The following is a 3,655-nucleotide window of genomic DNA, read 5'->3' on the forward strand; positions in this document are numbered from 1 at the left end:
GGTCTGGGTGGTGGTGAGACGGGGCTCGCGGTTTGCGCAGCAAAGCGGGGCGCGACAGCGCGAAGGGGGCCGCGAAAGGCCCTTGCTTGTGGGGGCCTTTCGCGGCACCCTTCACGCTTCCGTACGCAAGCGTATCGACATGTCGCCAGCCGCCGAATCCTCCGCCTATCCCCATCTGTTCACTCCGCTGGACCTTGGCTTCACCCAGCTGCGCAACCGCATCCTGATGGGGTCGATGCACACCGGCCTGGAAGACCGCGCGCGTGATTTCCCGCGCCTGGCCGCGTACTTCGCCGAGCGTGCCGCCGGCGGCGTGGGGCTGATCGTCACCGGTGGCTTCGCACCGAACGTGGTCGGCTGGCTCAAGCCGTTCGGCGGCAAGCTGTCCTGGCCGTGGGAAGTGCGTCCGCACCGCCAGGTGACCGCTGCGGTGCACGACAACGGCGGCAAGATCTGCCTGCAGCTGCTGCACGCCGGGCGCTACGCCTACCACCCCCTCTCGGTGGCCCCCAGCAAGCTGAAGGCGCCGATCAACCCGTTCACCCCGCGTGCGCTGTCCTCGCGCGGGGTGGAGCGTCACATCGCCGATTACGCGCGCAGCGCGCGGCTGGCGCGCGAGGCCGGCTACGACGGCGTTGAAGTGATGGGCTCGGAAGGCTATCTGATCAACGAATTCATCGCCCCGCGCACCAACACGCGCGCTGACCGCTGGGGCGGCGACGCCAGCCAGCGCATGCGCTTCGCCGTCGAGATCGTGCGCCGCATCCGCGAGGCCTGCGGCCCGGACTTCATCATCATCTACCGGCTGTCGCTGGTGGACCTGGTCGAGGACGGCAGCAACTGGGACGAGATCGTGCAGCAGGCCAAGGCGATCGAAGCCGCYGGCGCCACATTGATCAATTCCGGCATCGGCTGGCACGAAGCGCGCATCCCCACCATCGCCACGTCGGTGCCGCGCGCGGCCTTTGCCGGTGTGACCGCCAAGCTCAAGCCGCACGTGCAGGTGCCGGTGATCGCCACCAACCGCATCAACATGCCCGAGGTGGCCGAGCGCATCCTGGCGGGCGGCGGCGCGGACATGGTGTCGCTGGCGCGACCGCTGCTGGCCGACCCGGAATGGGCCAACAAGGCGCGCGCCGGCCGCCCGGACGCGATCAACACCTGCATCGCCTGCAACCAGGCCTGCCTGGACCATGTGTTCGAGAACAAGACCGCCAGCTGCCTGGTCAATCCGCGCGCCGTGCACGAGACCGAGCTGGTCTACCGCCCGGTGACCACGTCCAAGCGCGTGGCGGTGGTCGGCGCCGGCCCGGCCGGGCTGGCCTGCGCCACCGTGGCCGCCGAGCGCGGTCATGCGGTCACCCTGTTCGATGCCGGCACCGAGATCGGCGGTCAGTTCAACGTGGCCAAGCGCATTCCGGGCAAGGAAGAATTCCACGAGACCCTGCGTTACTTCCGCCACAAGCTCGACGAGACCGGCGTGGCCGTGAAGCTTGAAACGGTCGCCGACGTGGCCCTGCTCGCCGGCTTCGACGAGGTGGTGGTCGCCACCGGGATCACCCCGCGCCGGGTCGACTTCCCCGGCGCCGACCACCCCAAGGTGATCAACTACCTGGACGTGCTGCTCGGCCGGGTCGAGGCCGGGGCGCAGGTGGCGATCATCGGCGCTGGCGGCATTGGCTTCGATGTCGGCGAGTTCCTGGTCCATGACGGCCCGTCCAGCGCACTGGACCCGGCCCGCTGGATGGCCGAATGGGGCGTGGATGCGACCTTCGAAGGTCGCGGCGCACTGGCCAAGGCCGTCCCCGAAGCGCCCGCGCGCAAGGTCTGGCTGTTGCAGCGCAGCCCAGGCAAACCCGGCGCGCGGCTGGGCAAGACCACCGGCTGGATCCATCGCGCCACGCTCAAGGCCAAGGGCGTGAAAATGCTCGGCGGCGTGGAATACCTGGGCGTGGACGACGCCGGCCTGCACGTCCGCATCGAAGGCCAGGAACAGACGCTGCCGGTCGATCATGTGGTGGTCTGCGCCGGCCAGGAACCGCGCCGCGATCTGCATGCCGCATTGCTGGCCGCCGGCATCAACGCACACCTGATCGGCGGCGCGGATGTGGCTGCCGAACTGGACGCCAAGCGCGCCATCCACCAGGGCAGCCACCTCGCGGCCGGGCTCTGAACACGGTCAATCGCGACCTGAATAGGGGCCCGTGAGCGCAATTCGGGCCCCGCTTCGAACCTGAATGTCAAGCCGCTGAGTTCAGGATGCATTGGGAAATGGCCCCCTATCGTGCGCCAACTTTCCCGCTCACCACCCAGTTCGAGTGAGCGCGCGGACCCCACGTCTTGTTCGGGTCCGCTCCCGGGCGGCCCCGATGGCCGCCTCCCCATGACRCCAAGTCGTACCCTCGCCCCGTCCGCATGATCGGATGGACAGCCAGGTGCGGCCCACACGGAGCAAGGAGATTTATGAAACTGGCCTGGATTCTCTGGCTGTCACAGTTGTTGCCGCAGCCTGCCGCCGATTCGTTGTGCCTGAGCACGACCGTCTACCTCGAAGCGCGTGACCAGACCCTGCGCGGCCAGCAAGCCGTCGCGGAGGTGGCCCTGCGCCGCCTGGACAGCGGGCTGTGGGGCGACTCGATGTGCAAGGTGGTCACCGCGCGCAAGCAGTTCGCCCCGACCATCGTCGCCCCCGGCACCCAGCTGGGCAACGCCGACGCCTGGCAGGAAGCGATGACCGTGGCCTTCGATGCCGAGCGCAATTGGGCCCTGCCGGTCGGTGAGCGCAAGGAGATCGTGCCCGGGGCGAGCCACTTCGCCGCACTGTCGATCGCCAACCCGAGCTGGCGCAACGCCTACCAGGTGGCCACGATCGGCGACCACACCTTCTACCGCGTGCAGAAACTCAAGCCGCGCGCGTCGTAACGGTCTGTTACGGCCATACCGTTGAGGATGCGGGTCCTGCTCTGGAATAGTGAGCGGCTGACCCATCACCCCCAACGGAGTTCCCATGAAGCTGTACAGCAAGCCCGGTGCCTGCTCCACCGCCGACCACATCGCCCTGCAGTGGACCGGCCAGCCGTTCGAGGTGGAACTGCTCGACAAGGACACCCTGAAGGCGCCGGCGTTCCTGAAGATCAATCCGGTCGGCTCGGTGCCGGCGGTGGTCGATGGCGACTTCACGCTCACCCAGAACGCGGCGATCATGGGCTACATCGCCGACACCTACCCGCAGGCCGGCCTGGCCGGTGACGGCAGCGCCCAGCAGCGCGCAGAAGCCACCCGCTGGCTGTCCTTCGTCAATTCGGACCTGCACCCGGCGTTCAAGCCGCTGTTCGGGCCGGGCAACTTCATCGGCGATGAAGGCCAGTACGACGCGGTCCGCGCCATCGCGCTCAAGCGCCTGCGTGGCCTGTTCGAACGCGCCGACCAGCAGCTGGAAGGTCGYCAGTGGCTGGCCGGCTTCCGCAGCTTCGCCGATCCTTACTTCTACATCACCCTGCGCTGGGCGGCTGGCGCCAAGGTCGACCTGAGCGGCCTGGACAACGTGGCCGCGTTCAAGCAGCGCATGGAGGCCGATCCGGGCGTGCAGGCGACGCTGCAGGCCGAAGGACTGCGCTGAGCCCGGCGTGATGGTGCCTATTGACCCGTCCTGCCA

3 protein-coding genes are annotated in these 3,655 nt (G+C 68.4%); all 3 read left to right on the plus strand.

Features of this window, described 5'->3' with window-relative positions:
* Window positions 1–139 precede the first annotated feature (139 nt).
* The 3 genes from AC1DQP_RS18105 (at window position 140) to AC1DQP_RS18115 (ending at window position 3,619) form a co-directional block, all read left to right on the plus strand.
* On the plus strand, window positions 140–2,173 hold the full coding sequence (locus tag AC1DQP_RS18105) for an oxidoreductase (RefSeq protein ID WP_457321260.1): 2,034 nt from the start codon (window positions 140–142) through the stop codon (window positions 2,171–2,173).
* Between the two features lie 290 nt (window positions 2,174–2,463).
* On the plus strand, window positions 2,464–2,922 hold the full coding sequence (locus tag AC1DQP_RS18110; protein ID WP_256776242.1) for a cell wall hydrolase: 459 nt from the start codon (window positions 2,464–2,466) through the stop codon (window positions 2,920–2,922).
* A gap of 85 nt (window positions 2,923–3,007) precedes the next feature.
* Window positions 3,008–3,619 (plus strand): glutathione S-transferase family protein, encoded by a 612-nt coding sequence (locus AC1DQP_RS18115; protein WP_256776241.1) that lies wholly within the window; start codon window positions 3,008–3,010, stop codon window positions 3,617–3,619.
* Window positions 3,620–3,655 lie beyond the last annotated feature (36 nt).

Source organism: Stenotrophomonas sp. P5_A8 (assembly GCF_056400545.1).